Origin of the sequence: Streptomyces poriferorum (assembly GCF_019399235.1) — a bacterium.
Classification (GTDB): Bacteria; Actinomycetota; Actinomycetes; order Streptomycetales; family Streptomycetaceae; genus Streptomyces; species Streptomyces poriferorum.
Genome location: NZ_JAELVH010000006.1, coordinates 26,814 through 44,424, shown reverse-complemented (window position 1 = coordinate 44,424; position 17,611 = coordinate 26,814). Strand labels below are relative to the sequence as shown.

Here is a 17,611-nt window from a genome sequence, read left to right as displayed (position 1 = left end):
ACGGCGTCCGCCCCGGGTCGGAGGACGGCCGCTCACCTGCGGCCATAGCCTTGGTCCCTGATGAACCGAACCGACCGTCGACTGCTCCCGCTCGTGGTGCTCTGCGCCCAGGCCGCCCTGTGGCCGGGGGCCGGCCTGATCCGTGGGACGGTCCCGGACGGGTCCGCGCTTCTGGTGGCCGCCCTCGTCGCCGGACTGGTGACGGCCGCGCTCCTTGTCCGGCACGCGAGGCCGGTGACCACCCTTGTCCTGGTCGCCGCCGCCTGCGCCCTGGGGGCAGGTCCGCTGCCGCCGGGCGCGGTGGCTGTCCTGGGTACGGCCGGTGTCGCGCTGGCCCTGTTCACGGTGGCCTGCGAACACGACACCTTCACCGCCGTGTTGTGCGTACTGGCGCTCGCCGCCTGGCAGTCGCTGCACAACCTCAGCCTGCAAGGCCTCAGCGACCGCGACGGACTCGACCTCGCTCTGACGGCCGTGCTGTACGCAGCCACGTGCGCAGCCGGAATTCTCGTACGCCGGGCCCGGCAGGCGCGATGGACCGCCGGACAACTTCTCCTGCGGGCCGAGACTGAGCGCCATCGGCTCCCTGGCGCCGAAAGGCAGCGGATGGAAAGGGAGTTGCATGATGTCAGCGCCCACCACCTGACCGCTGTGGTCGTCACTGCCGGGGCCGCCCTCGGGCTGCGCGAGCGCCGTCCCGAACTGGCCGGCGAAGCGCTGAGGTTCGCCGCCGAGACCGGTCGCGAGGTGACCCGCGCCCTCGGTGCGGTGCGGGCTCCGGCACCCTCGCGGGAACAGCTCCCGTCGCCGCGGGAGCGACTGCTGGGCCTGGTCGACGGCTTCTCCCGGCTGGGCCGGCGGGTGGAGTGCGAGATCGATTCCCTGCCGGACGGCGCCGTCGCGGACGCGGCGTACGGAATCGTGCGCGAGGCGCTGACCAACGTGGCGCGGCACGCGCCCGGTGCGCCGGCCACTGTGACGTGCCGGTACGGCGACACCCGTACGGAGGTCGTGATCACGAGCGGGGCGCCACCGGCGGGGGCGGCGGCCCACGGCGCGGGCCTCGGTTCGGGACGCGGACAGGGCTTTCTGCGGTCCCGGGCACGAGAGGCGGGCGGCACGCTGACCAGCGGTCCGACGGCGGAGGGCGGCTGGGAGGTGTACGCGATCCTGCCCGGCAGGACCGCGGCCCCGGTGGAGCAGCCGGTCCCGTGGACCTACCGCCTCGCGCAACTGACGGCCGCTGCCGCCCTCGTCCTGCAGCCGCTGCTGCCCCTGCTGGTCGTCCGGACGGATTCCGTCTCCGGCGGCGAGCGGGTGTCGGCGGGCGTGCTCTTCGCCCTGCTGGCCGCGGCGCAGGCGTTCGCGCTGCTGTGGCGGCACCGGGCTCCCGTCGCCACCCCCGGGATCGTGAGCGGCCTGGCCGTGCTCTGGCCGGTGGCGATGGCCGTGGGCGAGTACACCGGTCCGGTGCTTCTGCCGCTGGTGCTGAGCATGGCCGCCACCTGCGCGGCCGTCGCCTCGGCCGCGGCCCGCCCGTCCGCCGCCGGCCCTCCCGGCACCGACGGCCGCCCGCGTGTCCCTCTGCCGGCCTTCCCGGTGGTGGCCGCCGTGGTGGGGCACGCGGTGGCCACCACCGCGGCGTTCCTGCACCGGGGCACGGACATCCCCGTCCCGGCGCTCGCCGCAGGGGCGACGGCCCAGGCGGCTCTGGTGGCCGGCGCGGCCTGGTGGGCCGGGTCCGTGCGGGGGCGTCGCGTCCGAGACGCCCGCAGCTCGCAGGCGGAACACCTCGCGGCCTGGACCGAGGAGGCGGTACGGGACGCGTGGGCGGAGCGCCGACGGATCGCCGAGGGGCTGGAGACCACCGTGCTGGCGCGCACCGCCGACCTTGTCGCGCAGGCCGAGGCGGGCCGGCTCGACGCGGTCGCCGACCACGCCCGTCAGGCCCTCGCCGCGATGCGCGGCCTGCTCGACACGGCCCGCGAGGTCCAGGGGCCGCCCGAGCTCCGTCCGCAGCCCACCCTCCAGGCCCTCGACCTGCTGGCCCATCAGGTCCGGGCCATCGGCCGCGAGGTCGAGATCCGGCCCGCCGACGGAATGCCGGAACAGCTGCCGTCGGCGGTGGACCTGGCCGCCTACCATGCCTGCGAGACCATCATCACGGCCGGCGGCGAGGAGCCCATGGTGCTGGCACTGGACGCGGACGACGCCGCGCTGATACTCACGGCGACCGGCGTGCCGGATTCCGTGCGCGCGTCCCTGTGCCGGGAGTTGGCCCTGCGGGCCGCGGTGATCGGCGGAACTCTCACCGGCGGCCCGTCGGGCCCGGTGCGCGTCCGGCTGCCACTGACCGCGGTACCCGCCGAGCGGCAGGACGACGAGGAGGGACAACGATGAGCCTCAGCGTGCTGGTCGTCGACGACCAGGGCATCGTACGGGCGGGATTCGCCGCCGTGATCGACGACGCACAGGACTTGACGGTGGTCGGCGAGGCCGCCGACGGCGCCGAGGCGGTACGCCTCGCCGGGGAACTGGCACCCGACGTGGTCCTCATGGACGTCCGGATGCCCGTACTCGACGGCATCGCCGCCACCCGCATCATCACCGGCCGCCCCGGCGCCCCTCGCGTGCTGGTGCTGACCACCTTCGACCTCGACGCATACGTGTTCGACGCCCTGCGCGCCGGCGCTTCCGGTTTCCTCCTCAAGGACGTGCGTCCCGGCGAACTGCTGGACGGCATCCGGGTGGTGGCATCCGGCGAGAGCGTCCTCGCCCCGTCCGCCACCCGTCGGCTCATCGGCTACTACGCGTCCGCACCGGGCGCCGGCATTCCGGGCGCCCGTACCCCTCGCGAGCTGGAGAGCCTGACCGCCCGCGAGCAGAGCGTCCTGAGCCTGATCGCCGCCGGACTCACCAACCCGGAGATCGCCGAGCACCTCGGCATCACCGTCGGGACCGTGAAATCCCATGTCAACGCGGTGCTCCGCAAGCTCGGACTGCGCGACCGGGTCCAGGCCACGATCCTCGCCTACGATCTCGGGCTCGCCCGGCCGGACCGGTCCCGAGGAGTCCCGTCGTGAGGGTCGGGACCGCACGCGCCGCCGCAGTCCGCTGGGTGGCCGCCCACGCCCGTCCCGCCCCCGGCTACCGCGGGGCGTACTTCAGCGGGTCGACCGTCGGCCGGCCCGACGACGCCGAGCTGCCGCCCTCGTCCGACGTCGACGTCGTGGTCGTCACGGAGGAGGACGAGCCGCCCGCCAAGCCCGGCAAACTCCGGTACGACGGCGCACTGTTGGAGATCACGTACGTACCGTGGGCCGAGCTGCGCGATCCGGGGGCCGTGCTGTCCTCGTACCACCTGGCGGGCAGCTTCCGTACGGACACGGTCATCGACGATCCCACCGGCGGGCTGCGCGCCCTGTACGCGGCCGTCGCGCCCCGGTTCGCCCAGCGGAGCCAGGTGCGCCGCCGGTGTCTGGACGCCCGGCGCCGCGTCGTGGACCGCCTTGCCGCGTTCGACGCGTCCGCGCCCTTTCACGAGCAGGTACCGGCCTGGATGTTCCCCGCCGGGGTCACCACCCACGTCCTGCTGGTCGCCGCACTGCGCAATCCCACCGTCCGGCTGCGCTACCGCGCCGCCCGCGACGTCCTCACCGCGTACGGACAGCCGGATCTCTACCGGAAGTTGCTGGCACTCCTCGGCTGCGCCGATGTGTCCGAGCGCGTGGTGCGGCACCATGTGGGCGAGCTGACGCGGACGTTCGACGCCACGGTCCCGGTGGCGCGCACCCCGTTCTTCTTCAGCAGCGACCTCACCGGGCAGGCGCGGCCCATCGCCGTCGACGGCAGCCTTGAGCTGATCGACCGCGGCGAGCACCGCGAGGCGGTGTTCTGGATCGTCGCGACGCTCGCCCGCTGCCACGCGGTCCTGGCCGTCGACGCTCCCGCGCTGCACCGGGCGCGGCTGCCGGCCTTCGAGGCGGCCGTGGCCGAGCTCACCGGGATCACCTGTACCGCCGATCTGCTGGACCGGCGTTCGGCGGTCCTCGGGTTCCTGCCCCTGCTGGACGCGGCCACGGAGGCCGTACTGGCCGCCAATCCGGACATCACCGGGTAGAGGGCCCTGACGCCGCGGGGCGCGCTCTGCTAATTTGCCCGCATGTTCCTTCCTCGTGCGTAGGACCCCGCGCTGACCGCACCCCCTCCCGGGTGCGGCACTCCGGTGTCCCCGCATGCCCGCAGCGCCGCGTCCTCGCGCTGCCCTCACGAGGAAAGTCATCGTGTCCACATCCTCCGCGCCCTCGCGCGCGCCTTCGTACGCCACCGTGCTCCGTACCCCGCACGCCGCACGCACCTTCGGGGCAGCGCTGCTGGGGCGGCTCTCGTACGGAATCGTCCCGCTCTCCCTCCTGCTCTCGGTCAAGGACGCCACCGGCTCGTACGCCGCGGCCGGTGGTGCGATGGCGGTGTTCGGGGCCGCGAGCGTCGTCCTCTCCCCCGCGCGTGCCGCGCTGATCGACCGGCACGGGCCGCGCCGGGCCCTGCCGCCAATGGCCGGGCTGTACGCGGCCCTGCTCGCCGTGATCGCCCTGGTCGCCTGGCGGCCGGGGGCCCCGCCGCTCGTCCTGGGCGCCCTGGCCGTGGCGGCGGGGGCCTGCACGCCGCCGCTCGGGCCGGTCATGCGGACGTTGTGGAGCAGCCTCGTTCCCGACCGCGAGCTGTTGCAGCGCGCGTACAGCCTGGACGGCGTCGCCGAGGAACTGCTTTATGTCACAGGTCCGTTGCTGGTGGGGATCGTGGTGACGGTCACCGTACCCGCGGCCGGTGTCCTGGCCGGTGCGGTGCTCGTGTTCGTGGGGGCGGCGGCGCTGGTGTCGTCGCCCGCGGTGTCCCGCGCGCGCATGGTGGAGCCCCCGGCAGGCGAGCCGGCAGCGCCCGGGCCGCGGTTGCACGGCATCGTCGCGCTGCGGCACGCGGTCGTGGTGACGGCCGCCGTGGGTCTCTGCCTCGGGGCGCTCGATCTGCTGGTGGTGGCGTTCACCGAGCAGCTCCAGCGGCCGGCGGCGGTGTCGTGGGTGCTGGCGGCCCTCTCGGCCGGGAGCGCCGTCGGCGGCCTGGCCTACGGGGCGGTGCGGTGGAGGTCGGCGAGCCGGGTGCGGCTTCCGGTGGTGGCCGCCGCGCTGGGTGCGGCGCTGATGGTGGCCGGCGTCTCGCCGCATCTCTATGTGCTGGTCGCCGTCGTCGCCGTCGCCGGGCTGTTCGTCGCCCCGGCGCTCACGACCGCTTATCTGATCGCCGACGAGTCCGTGGACGCCGCCCGGCGCACCCAGGCGGGCGCCTGGGTGAACACCGCGTTCAACGCCGGTTCGTCGGGCGGTACGGCGGTGGTCGGCCTGCTCGTGGACCGGCTGCCGCTCGCCCTGTGCTTCGCGCTGGCGGCGGCCCCGGCGCTGGCGTGCGCGGCGGTGGTGGGCGCCGGGGCCCGCGGCCGCCGGGCGGCGGGAACGGGGGCCCGGGACGCGGTCAGCGGAGCTTGATCGCGCCGCCGTCGGCCATCAGGGTCTGACCGGTGATGTAACGGGCGTCGTCGCTCGCGAGGAACGCGATGACGGGGGCGACGTCCGTGCGCGGGTCCCCGAAGCGGCCCAGCGGGACCTTGGCCGCGGAGAGGGCGTACTGCTCGGGGTTGGCATCGGCCCAGGCGGCGACGCCCGCGGTCTTCGCCATCGGCGCGACGACGTTGACGCGGATCTGGTCGGCCGCCCACTCGTTGGCGACGACCCGGCTCAGTCCGCGGATCGCCTCCTTCGCGGCGGCGTACGAGGCCTGGTTCGGCTGACCGTCGATGCCCGCGCCCGAGCCGAAGTTGATCACCGCGCCCCGGTTCCTGCGGAGCTCGGGGTACGCGGCGAGCATGAAGTTGCGGGTGGCGAAGAGCCCGGTGCCCAGGGCGAGCTTCCAGTCGTCCTCGGTCTGCTCGGTGAAGGGCCGTACGCGCGAGGCGCTGGCGTTGTTCACCAGGATGTCCAGACCGCCGAAGCGCTCGACGGCCGTGGCCACCGCCAGGTCGGCGACCGCCCGGTCGGAGACGTCGCCCCGGATGAACGCCACGGCGTCTTCGAGATCGGCGACGACGGCGTCCCCGGCCTCCTGCTGAAGGTCGACGACCACGACCCGGGCGCCCCGCTCGACGAAGAGCCGGGTGACGGCCTCGCCGATGCCCGAGGCTCCTCCGGTGACGACGGCGACCTTGTTCTCCAGTGTCATTGCGCTTTTCCTCCGACTCGATGTGTCCGGCGTCGCACCCCCGCGCCTCGCCATTTCTATGCACCATACATCCTATATGTATGGTGCATATCAATGAGGGAGCCAGGCCTCCCAGACCGCGCTCAGCTCCGCCTCGACCGCCGGGGCGACCGTGTCCAGCAGCCGCACCTGCGCACCCGGGCCCGCCAGGTCCGTCCGGTAGGGGTGCGGCGGGCCCGCCGGGGTCGCGCCGAGCGCGGTGACGGCTCCGACGACCCGGTGAGGACCGAGAACGCCGGGCAGTTCGCGCAGGTCCGGATCGGTCAGGTCGAGGTCCTCGACGAGGAGCTCGCGTCCGCCGTACGTCACCCGGGTCGTGGCCCGCAGGCTGCCGCCGCGTTCGCCCGAGCGGCCGAGGACCAGGGTGTCGCGCCACAGCATCCGGGCCCCGGCGGCGAGCCGGGCATCCATCGTACGGACGACGTCGGCCCCGTCCGAGACGACGAACGGCAGGCCGCGCCACAGGAGTTCGCCACCCTCGGCAATGTCCACGAAGGCCTGCCAGCGGGAGCTGCCGCCCCGGTGGTCGTAGGCGACGAGCCCGGCCGGTTCCACGAGCTCCAGACGCGCGCCCGGACCGACCGAGATCCGCAGTCCGAGGTCGTCGCCCGCCAGGAGCCCCGCCCGCGTGCCGACCAGGGCGATCCGTATCCGGTCGGAGGCCGGCATCAGGGGGCGGGGTGCGAGGAAGGCTCCTGGCCGCAGCTCGCGGGCCAGGTGGCGGCCCGAGGCGTCGCGCTCGACACCGACGACAACCGGTTCGTTCACGAGTGGCTGTGGGGCGCCATCGGGCCCGGGTCCGTGGGCACATGGCTGCCCGCACGGTGGCGGGCGAGCAGGGCCCGTACCCAGTCGGCGAGTTCGGCGACGGAGGCCGGGTCCTTCCGGGACAGGGCGAGGACGGGAAGTCCGCCGCGGGCCGCTTCGGCGTCGGCCACCATCGCGGCCACGTCCACCTCCACATAGGGCGCGAGGTCGGTCTTGTTGATGATCAGGAGGTCGGCGCCGGTGATGCCGGGGCCGCCCTTGCGGGCCACGTCGCCGCCGCCCGCGACGTCGATGCAGAACAGCTGCGCGTCGGCGAGGGCCGGGCTGAACGTGGCGGTGAGATTGTCGCCACCGCTCTCGATGAGGACCAGGTCCAGCGGCCCGTACGCCTCCTCCAGGTCCTCGACGGCGTCCAGGTTGGCGCTGACGTCGTCGCGGATCGCGGTGTGCGGGCAGGCGCCGGTCTCGACCGCCCGGATCCGTTCGGTGGGCAGGACGCCCGCCGAGCGCAGGAAGCGGGCGTCCTCGTCGGTGTAGATGTCGTTGGTGACGACCGCCATGGACAGTTCACCTGCGAGCTCGCGGCACAGGGTGGCCAGGATCGAGCTCTTCCCGGTGCCGACGGGGCCCGCGACGCCCAGGCGCAGTGCGCGGGGCTGGTTGAGCGGCTCGTGGAAGTGGGGGTTCGGCTGCGGGGCGGGGGTGGTGTCGTTGTCAGGCAAGGAAGAGTCTCCGTTCGCGTCGTGCGTGTTCGAGCGCCCACTGTTCGGTGAGCGGGGCCGTCCGGGCGGGCAGTCGGTCCGGGCCCGGTACGGCGAGGGCGGCGGTCACCGCCCGTGCCGCGTCGGGTTCGGCGGCGAGGATCCAGGCGACCGAGTCGAGCGGGTCGCCCGGCAGGAGTTTCAGCGCGGCCGAGGCGATGGTCTGGAGCTCGTCGTAGACGACGGCGTGCGCCAGTTCCTCCTCGGAGACCTTCAGTACGGCTCCGAGTGCGCCGAGCGCGACCGGCCGCAGTGGCCGGGGCCGCAGGGCGGCCAGTGCGGTGACCGCCGGGTGGTCCGGTGCCAGGCGCCGGGCCAGCCGGTGCACGCCCCGGCCGAGCGCCGCCGACGCCTCGCGCTGGGGCGCGGCCGGGGTCCGGGCGGTCAGTGCGTGCTGTACGGGTCCGTAGTCGGCCGGGTCCTGTCCGGCGGCCCGCAGCGCGAGGACTGCGGCGGCCGCCTCGGTCACGGCGGTGGTGTGCAGCCGGGCCCTGAGCAGTGCGGGGATCCGGTCGCGGGTGAGGCCGGCGGCGACGGCGGGTTCGAGTCCCGCGCTGTAGGTGTACGCGCCGACCGGGAGCCGTCCGTCGCCGAGCAGAAGAGAGGCGAGCGATGCCATCAGAACATGGAGTACCGCTGGGTCAGCGGCAGTTCGGTGGCGGGCGACGGCTCGACGAGTTCCCCGTCGATCCGGATGGCGAAGGTCTCCGGATCGACCTCGATGGCCGGGAGCGCGGTGTTGTTCGGCAGATCGGCCTTGGTGAGGTGGCGGGTGGGGCGCACGGCGACCAGTTCGCGTACGAGACCGAGCCGTTCGGCGAGCCCGTCGTCCAGGGCGGCCGGGGAGACGAAGGCGACCGAGAGGTGCGGGGCCGCCCCGGCGGCCGCCGTGGGGCGCAGCAGCACGGGCTGGGTGGTGGGGATCGCGGCGTTGGCGTCGCCGAGGGGTGCGTACACGACCATGCCGCCCTTGATGACGGCGGCGGGGCGGATGCCGAAGAACGCGGGGTCCCAGAGCACCAGGTCGGCGAGCTTGCCCGGTTCGACGGAGCCGATGACGTGGTCGATGCCGTGGGCGACTGCTGGGCAGATCGTGTACTTCGCGACGTAGCGGCGGGCGCGCTCGTTGTCGGCGGGCAGGGCGCTGCCGCGGTCCCCGAAGCGCTGCTTCATGACGTGGGCGACCTGCCAGGTGCGGCTGATGACTTCGCCGATGCGGCCCATGGCCTGGGCGTCGGACGAGGTGATGGAGAGGGCGCCGATGTCGTGGAGGATGTCCTCGGCCGCGATGGTGGTGGCGCGGATGCGGGACTCGGCGAAGGCGAGGTCCTCGGGGACCCGCGGGTTGAGGTGGTGGCAGACCATCAGCATGTCGAGGTGTTCGTCGACGGTGTTGACGGTGTGCGGGAGCGTCGGGTTGGTGGACGCCGGGAGGATGTTGGGGTGGGAGGCCACCGTGATGATGTCGGGTGCGTGGCCGCCGCCCGCGCCCTCGGCGTGGAAGACGTGGATGGAGCGGCCCGCGATGGCGTCGAGGGTTCCCTCGACATAGCCGGCCTCGTTGAGGCTGTCGCCGTGCAGGGCGACCTGGAGGCCATAGATGTCGGCGGCCTTCAGGGCGGCGTCGATGGCGGCGGGGGTCGCGCCCCAGTCCTCGTGGACCTTGTAGCCGCCCGCGCCGCCGAGCGCCGCCTCGCGCAGGGCCTCCTCGCCGACGGTGGAGCCCTTGCCGAACAGCATGACGTTGAGCGGGACGTTCTCCAGGGACCGGAACATCATCGCGAGGTTCCACGCGCCGGGGGTGACGGTGGTGGCCTTGGATCCTTCGGTGGCTCCGGTGCCGCCGCCGATGACGGTCGTGGTGCCGGTGGCCAGGGCCTCGTGGAGGGTCTCCGGCATCAGGAAGTGGACGTGGGTGTCGACGGCCCCGGCGGTGAGGACGCGGCCCTCGCCGGAGACGACGTCGGTGCCGGGCCCGATCACGAGGTCCGGGTGGACCCCGTCGGCGATGTCGGGGTTGCCGGAGCGGCCCAGGGCGACGATCCGGCCGGCCCGGATGCCGACGTCGGCCTTGACGACGCCCCAGTGGTCGAGGACCACGGCATTGGTGATGACCAGGTCGAGGGCGCCGTCGGCGCGCGACGCGGTCGCCTGGGCCATGGACTCGCGGATCGACTTGCCACCGCCGAAGACGGCCTCCTCGCCGCCGAAGCAGCGGTCCTCCTCGACCTCGATCCAGAGGTCGGTGTCGGCGAGCCGGACGCGGTCGCCGGTGGTGGGCCCGTAGAGCGACGCGTAGGCGGCGCGGGTCAGTTGTGCCATGTCACACGGCCTCCTCTGCCGCTGCGCGCGTCCGGGGTGCGGCGACGACGATGCCGGGCACCGTCCCGCGTCCGCCGAGCGCGACGAGGGTGATCTCCGCGCCGACGCCGGGCTCGAAGCGCAGCGACGTACCGGAGGGAATATCGAGCCGGAATCCCCTCGCCGGAAAACGGTCGAAGGAAAGTGCGGGATTGACGTCGAAGAAATGGAAATGGGATCCGACCTGAATGGGGCGGTCGCCGTCGTTCACCACGGTCAGCTGAATTTTCGGACGGTCGGAATTGATGTGCAGTACGCCGGATCCGGTCCGGATCTCACCGGGGATCACGGGATGGGCGAGGTGATCGTGACGAGCTTGCGCCCGTCGGGGAAGGTCGCCTCGACCTGGACGTCGTGCAGCATCTCCGGAACACCTTCGAGCACGTCAGCGCGGGTGAGGACGGATCGCCCCGCGGTCATGAGGTCGGCGACGCGAGCCCCTTCGCGGGCCCGTTCCATCGCCCAGCAGGCGAGCAGTGCGACGGCCTCGGGATAGTTGAGGCGTACGCCCCGCTCCCTCCGGTCACGGGCGACCATTCCGGCAACACTCAGTAGCAATTTCTCCGTGTCGGACGGAGTCAGAAACATGGGAAACCTCCGTGGCGGCAGTCCCCGGAATTCCCGGAATCGCCTTGACCACCCTCCTCTTATAAGCCTCCGGGCAGAGCCGTGGCAACTTGCACCGCACCGCAAAAAGTCCCTTTCTACCGTTATCACCTGCCATATACGGGCAAAGCAGACAAATTTTGGTCATCCGGAGGGCAGCACGAAGGCGGCCGCGCACCCGGTGAACGGGGTGCGCGGCCGCCTCGGGCGGAGTACTCAGCAGATCACTTCAGGCCGAAGGCCCGGATGATCTCCTGGTCCACCGCCAGACCGTCGCCGGCCTCGGCGTGCGCCTTGAGCGAAACCGCGGTGGCGCCCTTCTTCGGGGTCTTGAACCGGGCGGTCCAGGAACCGGCCGCGTCCTTCTTCAGCTGCACCGCGCTCCAGGACTTCCCGTCGTCGTAGCTGACCGACAGCGAGGCCTTCGTCGCCTTCACGGCGCCCTCCAGCCACTCCTGCGTGGTGGACGACAGCCCGATCTCGGTCCACTTCCCGGCTCTCACGTCACCGGCCAGGTCGGTCGCGACGTCGTAGTCCAGCTGGAGCATCGGGATGTCGACCTGGTACGGGCCCTCGGGGTCGGGCGCGCCCGAGACGAATGCCCACTCCGAGTGCGTGCGGACGGAGGTCTTCCAGATGTCCGCGTCGCGCGTGGCGTCGAGCACCAGCCGGTAGGGCCGTTCCGCCGCGGCGAGGTTCCCGGCGTATCCGGCACGGCCCGCGCCCTGGTCGAGCAGCTGATCGCCCTGGTACAGCGCGGCCGTCGTGGTGTCGTACTCCTTGTCCGGCATGGAGCCCGAGTGACCGGCGCCCCCGTCCGTCCACGGAGTGATGTTGTACTGCATGTCGTTGTACTGCGTGCGGAACGGGCCCCAGTAGCCGGTGCCCAGACGCGGCCGGGTGATCGGCGCGAACCAGTCGGCCGGGTAGGTGCGGCCCGCCGTGTAGTCCAGGTCGGCGCTGCGCTCCTCCAGCGAGACGTCCGTACCGCTCTCGTTGTACACCGCGTGGTCCTCGTACCAGAACGAGTCGCCCGGCAGCGGATTGACCCATTCCGTGCGGGTGGCGGGGTACTTCTCGTACTCGGCGAAGCCGATGCCGAATCCGTAGTCCGGGATGTCGTACCGGTAACCGCCGCCGACGACGGTCCGGTGGCCGTAGAAGGTGTTCTCGACCTTCGCCAGCTGACGGGTGGACGGGGCGAAGGCGAGTGAGCGGTCCGGGATCGTACCGTCGTGGCGGTCGACCAGGTCGTACACGTAGCTCGCGTACTTGTGCTGGTCGACAGTCAGCGGTTTGCCCCGCTGGGCGGCCCCGACGAGGCCCTCTCCGGCCAGTCGCCGGACGGAGGCGACCGGGATGGGCAGCGTGGTGCCGTAGTCGGCGTAGGACTCCATCAGCACGCCGTCGCCGCTGTTGACGACGAACAGGGCCTTCGCACCGGCGGCGATCGCGGCAGCGGCCCGGTCGGCGGGGGCCACCGTGTCGCTACTGCGGATCACGACGGCCTTGCCGCGGGCGTCGAGGCCATCGTAGTCGGCGGCGGCGCCGTTGCCGGCGAAGACGCTGCCGAACCGCTGCCCGCTGTCCTCGGCGACGGGCGAACCGCCCTGCACGGCCACCGGGACGTCACGGCCGTCGGCCGTCAGGTCGATCAGCTTCTCGCCCTGCCGCCAGCGGGTGAGGAAGGAGAAGCTGCCCTGGGTGACCTTCTCGGTCGGGCTCGCCCACAACTGGTCGTAGGTCAGCGGGATCTGGTACGCGTCGCGCTGGACGGTGCCGTCCGGTGCGGTGCGTGCCATGTCGTAGCGCAGCTGACGGGTCTCCGTCTCCTTCGGCGTCTTCACGGCGACCTTGTTGGCCTCGGAGGCGTCGAGGGTGACGGTGGTGGGCTTGTCGAGGATGACCTCGGGGGCCGCCAGGAAGGCCAGGGCCTTCGAGTCGGCGGTGTCGCCCTTGATGTCGGCGGCGGACCATGCGGTGTAGTTGCCCGGGGGCATCCGCAGTGTGGTCGTCCCGGACACCTGGACGGGGGTCAGGTTCGGGTCGCCGAGCGCGGCGAGGACGACGATGCCGTCCATCGGCCTGCCCGAGCGGTCACGCAGCTCCAGCGTGAGGTCGTAGAGCTCCTGCTCCTTGTTGAGCGCGAAGCCGGTGTGTGCGACGACCGTGCCGGAGGCGTCCTTCGCGATCACCTGGCCGGAGAACGTGGTGTTGTTCGCGACCTTCGACGGGTCGAGCGAGAGGACGGCCTCGGCGGTCGAGCCGGCCGGGACGGTCAGCTGCTTCGCGGACAGCGTGTACGCGTCGGTGTCGCTGTCCGTCGCCAGGTCGAGGGTGACGTCCTCGGTGCCGCTGTTGCGGTAGGTGATCGTCCGCTCGGCGACCGGGTCGGAGGCGCTGTGCGGCCAGTCGTACGCCGCGACCTCGACGGAACCGGTGGCCTCGATCGTCGTGTCGATCGCGGCCTTCACATCGAGCCGGCCGGTGCCCTGCTCGTACGGGGTGTAGGCGGGCAGCACCTTGGACGAGGTCATGAGCGCTTCCTTGATGCGCTGACCGGACCAGTCGGGGTGACGCTCCTTCACGATCGCCGCGGCGCCCGCGACGTGCGGGGTGGCCATCGACGTACCGGACATCGACTGGTACATGCCCTCGATGCCCGGGACGGACTGCGAGGCGGCCGCGTTGATGTCGACGCCCGGGGCGGAGAGGTCCGGCTTGAGGCCGTAGGAGCGGGTCAGCGGACCCATGGAGGAGAAGTCGGCACGGTTGTCCTGCTTGTCGACCGCGGCGATGGTGAGCGCCTTCTCCGCCGAGCCGGGCGAGCCGATGGTGCCGGCGCCGTACGCGTTGCCCGCGGCGATCACGTACAGCGGACCGCCATCGGCGGACAGCGCGTTCACGGCCTGGGACATCGGGTCGGAACCGTCGTCCGGGATGCTGGAGCCGAGGCTCATGGAGACCACGTCGGCGCCCTCCGCCTTCGCCCACTCCATCGCCTCGATGATGCCGGAGTCGGCTCCCGAACCCTCGTTGCTGAGGACCTTCCCGATGATCAGGTCCGCGGCCGGGGCGACGCCCTTGTTGACGCCGTCGGAGGCGGCGCCGGAGCCGGCGATGGTGGACGCGACATGCGTGCCGTGGCCGTTCCTGTCGTCGACCTCCTCGCCCGGCACGAAGCTCCTGGTCTCCAGGATGCGGTCCTTGACGTCCGGGTGGTCGGCGTCGATGCCGGTGTCCAGGACGGCGACCTTGGATCCCTTGCCGTCGTATCCCTCGGCCCAGGCCTGCGGGGCGTTGATCTGCGGTACGGAGTCCTTGAGCGCCGCCTCGACGCGGCCGTCGAGCCACAGCTTCGCGATGCCGTTGTCCAGCGATCGGGCCGTGGACGTCTTCGCGATGTCGTCCCAGAAGGAGCGCGCGGTGCCCTTGCCGGCCGTCAGCGCGGCACCGTGGATGGACTCCAGCGTCCGGACGGACTTGCTGCCGCGCGGGGCGGCGGGCAGCGAACGGGCCTTGCTCGCCGGGTAGGTGGCGATCAGTGGGATGCCGCCGGACCTCTTGTCGTCGTAGCCCATCTTCGCGAGCGCGGAGATGTTGAAGAGGCGGCGGTCCAGCTTGCCGGCGGCGATCAGGCTGCCGGCCTCGTCGGGCAGGACGTAGAGGTCGTCCCCGGCCTGCTGGACGTGGACCCCGCCGACCGCGCCGTCCGGGCGGTCCACGGTGACGGTGTCCTGCTTGCCCGCGCCGTCGGCGTAGTGGACAACATCGCCGGTGACCAGGGTGATGTCGTACTCACGGACAGGAGCGGCCGGGCGGTCGGCGGACGGCGCGGTCCCCTCGGTGGCGGACGCGGAACCCGTGACGGGCAGCAGCGCACCGCTCACCAGGGCGACGGAGGTCGCTATGAGGAGGGCTCTGCGCCGCGCACGAGCGGGTCTCGCCCGGCCGGCGGCGGTGGAGGGTGTCGAAGTCATGCACATGATTTACCGGTTGGCGCACCGGTACGTCATCGACCATCGCTGGCGGGAAACCGCCGCGGCGGAGAACCGCCTGTTCCCGAACCGGAACGGGGTACCCGCCGTCAGGCCACGGAGGCGATGCGCCCGGCCGGTGCCGGGGTGCCGCTGCGGTGGATCGGGGTGTGGGCTCCGGTCAGCGGGACGCCGCTGCCGCCGCGGCGGTCGGCGACTATCTCGGCGGCGATCGACAGGGCGGTCTCCTCGGGCGTACGGGCGCCGAGGTCGAGGCCGATCGGCGAGTGCAGCCGGGCGAGCTCCAGCTCGGTGACGCCCACCTCGCGCAGCCGGTCGTTGCGCTCCAGATGGGTGCGGCGCGAGCCCATCGCGCCGACGTACGCGACCGGCAGCTTCAGGGCCGCCTCCAGGAGCGGGACGTCGAACTTCGCGTCGTGCGTCAGGACGCACAGGACGGTACGGGCGTCCACACCGGTGGCGGCCAGGTAGCGGTGCGGCCAGTCGACGACCAGCTCGTCGGCGTCCGGGAATCGCGCCTTCGTGGCGAAGACGGGGCGCGCGTCGCACACCGTGACGTGGTAGCCGAGGAACTTCCCGGCCCGTACCAGCGCGGAGGCGAAGTCGATGGCCCCGAACACGATCATCCGGGGCGGCGGGACGCTGGATTCGACGAGCAGCGTGAGCGGCTGTCCGCACTGCGAGCCGTCCGCGCCGATGGTGAGCGTTCCGGTGCGTCCGGCGTCCAGCATGGCCCTGGTCTCCGCGGCCGCGGTGCGGTCCAGTGCCGGGTGTCCGCCGAGCCCGCCCTCATGGCTCCCGTCGGGGTGGACCAGCAGGGGCCGGCCGAGGAGTTCGGCGGGTCCCTCCGTGATCCGGGCCAGCGCCGCCGCCCGTCCCCGCGAGGCGGCGGCGAGCGCGGCGGCGAACACCGGACGGGCGGGGTCGTCCGCCCGGACCGGTGTCACCAGGATGTCGATGACGCCCCCGCAGGTCAGGCCGACCGCGAAGGCGGTCTCGTCGCTGTAGCCGAACCGCTCCCGTACGGATCTGCCGTCGTCGAGGGCCTGCCGGCACAGCTCGTACACCGCGCCCTCCACACACCCGCCGGAGACCGAGCCGATCGCCGTGCCGTCACGGTCGACGGCCAGTGCGGCACCCGGCTGGCGGGGCGCGCTGCCGCCGACGGCGACGACGGTCGCGACGGCGAAGTCGCGTCCCTGCCCGGCCCACCGGTCGAGCTCCTCGGCGATGTCCAGCATCTCGGTCTCCTTGGCGGATGTGTGGAGCGGCGGCGTCAGCTGACGCCGAGCCAGCTCTCGATCGGGTTCAGGGCGAAGTAGATGACGAAGATCACCGTCAGCCCCCACATGAAGGCACCGACCTCACGGGCCCGGCCCTGGGCCGCCTTGATGGCGACGTAACTGATGACGCCCGCGGCGACACCGGTGGTGATGGTGTACGTGAACGGCATCAGGACCACGGTCAGGAAGACCGGGATGGCGACGGAGCGGTCGCTCCAGTCCACGTGCCGGGCGTTCTGCATCATCATGGCGCCGATGACGACCAGGGCGGCGGACGCCACCTCGGCCGGCACGATCGCCGTGAGCGGGGTGAAGAAGAGGCAGGCGGCGAAGAAGAGTCCGGTGACGACGGAGGCGAGCCCGGTCCGGGCCCCCTCCCCGACCCCGGTCGCCGACTCGACGAAGACCGTCTGGCCGGAGCCGCCGGCGACGCCGCCGATCGCACCGCCCGCGCCGTCGATGAACAGCGCCTTGGACAGGCCCGGCATGCGGCCCTTGTCGTCGGCGAGCTTGGCCTCCGTGCCGACCCCGATGATGGTGGCCATCGCGTCGAAGAAGCCGGCCAGCACCAGGGTGAAGACGATGAAGCCGACGGTCATCGCACCGACGTCGCCCCAGCCGCCGAACTCGACGTCGCCGAAGAGGGAGAAGTCGGGTGACGAGACCGCGGAGCCCTTGAGCTCGGGCGGGCCGCTGCTCCAGATCTTCGGGTCGACGTCGGCGACCTTGTTGATCACGACGGCGACGACCGTGCCGACCACGATGCCGATGAGGATCGCGCCGGGGATGTTGCGCGCCTGCAGCATGAAGATCAGCAGCAGGGTGACCGCGAAGACGAGGACGGGCCAGCCGGCGAGTTCACCGGCGGGGCCCAGAGTGACCGGAGTGGCGGTGCCCTTCCCCACGAAGCCGGCCTTGTAGAGGCCGATCAGGGCGATGAACAGACCGATGCCCATGGTGATGCCGTGCTTCAGCGGGAGCGGGATCGCGTTCATGATCAGCTCACGCAGACCGGTGACCACCAGGAGGCAGATCACCAGGCCGTACATCACACACATGCCCATGGCCTGCGGCCAGGTCATCTCCGGGGCGACCTGTGAGGACAGGACGCCGGAGACGCTGAGTCCCGCGGCGAGCGCGAGAGGGACCTTGCCGACGAAGCCCATCAGCAGGGTGGTCGCGGCGGCCGCGAGCGCGGTCGCGGTGATCAGGCCGGGCTGGCTGAGGAGGTTTCCGTCGACGTCCTTGCCGCCGAGGATCAGCGGGTTGAGCAGCAGGATGTACGCCATGGCCATGAAGGTCGTGACGCCGCCGCGCACTTCGGTGGCCACGGTCGATCCGCGTTCGGATATGTGGAAGTACCGGTCGAGCCACGATCTGCCCGCGGGGACGCGCGAGCCTGGGCCCGCGTCCTCCGCACCGGTCTTCGGTTGCACTGACTGCTGGGTCATGATGCCTGACTCCCAAGGTTCACAGGGGCACCCGCGATGGTGAGTGGAGATGCGGGATTTGGGATGAATGCTCT

Annotated in this window: 14 protein-coding genes; 4 read left to right on the top strand and 10 right to left on the bottom strand. The window is 72.3% G+C overall.

The genetic code is table 11. The features are described 5' to 3' along the window. The first annotated feature begins 60 nt into the window (after nucleotides 1–60). From JGS39_RS02340 to JGS39_RS02325, 4 genes are all read left to right on the top strand, one after another. Nucleotides 61–2,400 (top strand): histidine kinase, encoded by a 2,340-nt coding sequence (locus JGS39_RS02340; protein WP_219566972.1) that lies wholly within the window; start codon nucleotides 61–63, stop codon nucleotides 2,398–2,400. Next, a complete protein-coding gene (locus JGS39_RS02335; RefSeq protein WP_219566971.1) occupies nucleotides 2,397–3,083 on the top strand; it encodes a response regulator in 687 nt (228 codons plus the stop codon). Before JGS39_RS02340 ends, JGS39_RS02335 begins: the two co-directional genes overlap by 4 nt. Further along, entirely contained in the window at nucleotides 3,080–4,120 is a 1,041-nt protein-coding gene (locus tag JGS39_RS02330) for a hypothetical protein (protein ID WP_219566970.1), read from the top strand. Before JGS39_RS02335 ends, JGS39_RS02330 begins: the two co-directional genes overlap by 4 nt. A 208-nt stretch (nucleotides 4,121–4,328) precedes the next feature. After that, nucleotides 4,329–5,540 (top strand): MFS transporter, encoded by a 1,212-nt coding sequence (locus JGS39_RS02325; protein WP_308120133.1) that lies wholly within the window; start codon nucleotides 4,329–4,331, stop codon nucleotides 5,538–5,540. On the opposite strand, the gene JGS39_RS02320 is transcribed toward JGS39_RS02325, so the two are convergent. The 10 genes from JGS39_RS02320 to JGS39_RS02275 all read right to left on the bottom strand — a co-directional run bounded on the left by JGS39_RS02320 (nucleotide 5,527) and on the right by JGS39_RS02275 (nucleotide 17,537). Then, the gene (locus tag JGS39_RS02320) at nucleotides 5,527–6,270 is read right to left on the bottom strand and encodes an SDR family NAD(P)-dependent oxidoreductase (RefSeq protein ID WP_219566968.1); all 744 of its coding nucleotides are present in this window, start codon (nucleotides 6,268–6,270) and stop codon (nucleotides 5,527–5,529) included. The genes JGS39_RS02325 and JGS39_RS02320 overlap by 14 nt on opposite strands. 90 nt (nucleotides 6,271–6,360) lie before the next feature. Continuing rightward, nucleotides 6,361–7,077 carry an urease accessory protein UreD gene (locus JGS39_RS02315; protein WP_219566967.1) on the bottom strand — a complete coding sequence of 239 codons (717 nt, stop codon included), beginning with the start codon at nucleotides 7,075–7,077 and terminating at the stop codon, nucleotides 6,361–6,363. Beyond that, nucleotides 7,074–7,724 (bottom strand): urease accessory protein UreG, encoded by a 651-nt coding sequence (gene ureG / locus JGS39_RS02310; protein WP_219567018.1) that lies wholly within the window; start codon nucleotides 7,722–7,724, stop codon nucleotides 7,074–7,076. Before ureG ends, JGS39_RS02315 begins: the two co-directional genes overlap by 4 nt. Before the next feature lie 67 nt (nucleotides 7,725–7,791). After that, on the bottom strand, nucleotides 7,792–8,457 hold the full coding sequence (locus JGS39_RS02305; RefSeq protein ID WP_219566966.1) for an urease accessory protein UreF: 666 nt from the start codon (nucleotides 8,455–8,457) through the stop codon (nucleotides 7,792–7,794). After that, a complete protein-coding gene (locus JGS39_RS02300) occupies nucleotides 8,457–10,160 on the bottom strand; it encodes an urease subunit alpha (protein WP_219566965.1) in 1,704 nt (567 codons plus the stop codon). The genes JGS39_RS02305 and JGS39_RS02300 overlap by 1 nt, the downstream gene beginning before the upstream one ends. 1 nt (nucleotide 10,161) lies before the next feature. Beyond that, entirely contained in the window at nucleotides 10,162–10,488 is a 327-nt protein-coding gene (locus JGS39_RS02295) for an urease subunit beta (protein WP_219566964.1), read from the bottom strand. Continuing rightward, a complete protein-coding gene (locus JGS39_RS02290) occupies nucleotides 10,485–10,787 on the bottom strand; it encodes an urease subunit gamma (RefSeq protein ID WP_148021623.1) in 303 nt (100 codons plus the stop codon). The genes JGS39_RS02295 and JGS39_RS02290 overlap by 4 nt, the downstream gene beginning before the upstream one ends. A gap of 242 nt (nucleotides 10,788–11,029) precedes the next feature. Continuing rightward, nucleotides 11,030–14,785, bottom strand: coding sequence for a S8 family serine peptidase (locus JGS39_RS02285; protein ID WP_219566963.1), 3,756 nt, complete (start codon nucleotides 14,783–14,785; stop codon nucleotides 11,030–11,032). A 107-nt stretch (nucleotides 14,786–14,892) separates the two neighbouring features. Further along, nucleotides 14,893–16,044, bottom strand: a complete 1,152-nt coding sequence (locus tag JGS39_RS02280; RefSeq protein ID WP_219566962.1) for an XdhC family protein — start codon at nucleotides 16,042–16,044, stop codon at nucleotides 14,893–14,895. 35 nt (nucleotides 16,045–16,079) lie between these two features. Then, nucleotides 16,080–17,537 carry an NCS2 family permease gene (locus JGS39_RS02275; RefSeq protein ID WP_219566961.1) on the bottom strand — a complete coding sequence of 486 codons (1,458 nt, stop codon included), beginning with the start codon at nucleotides 17,535–17,537 and terminating at the stop codon, nucleotides 16,080–16,082. Between the last annotated feature and the right edge of the window lie 74 nt (nucleotides 17,538–17,611).